At 71.3% G+C, this 415-nt stretch carries 1 protein-coding gene; it reads right to left on the bottom strand.

Annotated elements, in window-relative coordinates:
* The coding region (locus EN991_RS39555) for a cobaltochelatase subunit CobN (RefSeq protein WP_206519389.1) at positions 1 to 415 on the bottom strand (415 nt) is incomplete at both ends.

The raw sequence follows: 415 nt of genomic DNA, 5'->3' as shown, positions 1-415 counted from the left end.
CTGCGCACCGGCGGCAGCACTTCGATGCCGGTGATGCGGCCGGTGGCCAAATCCCATTGCGGCCGGCAGCCCATCAGCGCCAGGCCTTGAGCGATCTCCTCGCCGCCGGTGCGCAGCGATGCCGAGCCCCAGAGATCGATGACCAGCGAGCGTGGCCAGTCGCCATGCGACTGCATGTAGCCGCGCACGACTTCCTCCGCCGCTGCCCTGCCCAAATCATAGGCGGTCGGCGTCGGCATGGTGCGCGGGTCCGAGGTGAACAAATTGCGGCCGGTGGGCAAGACGTCCGAGCGGCCGCGCGCAGGCGCGCCGGCCGGACCGGCCTTGACGTGGCCGCCATCGAGCGCGGCAAGCAGCGCCGCCTTCTCGGCTTCAGCGCTCTGGCGGCGCATGGCGTCGGGCTCATCCTCCGGAG

Origin of the sequence: Mesorhizobium sp. M7A.F.Ca.US.005.03.2.1 (assembly GCF_003997795.1) — a bacterium.
GTDB lineage: Bacteria > Pseudomonadota > Alphaproteobacteria > Rhizobiales > Rhizobiaceae > Mesorhizobium > Mesorhizobium ciceri.
Note: the sequence above shows the minus strand (reverse complement) of the source record. Positions and strands in the feature narration are given on the sequence as shown.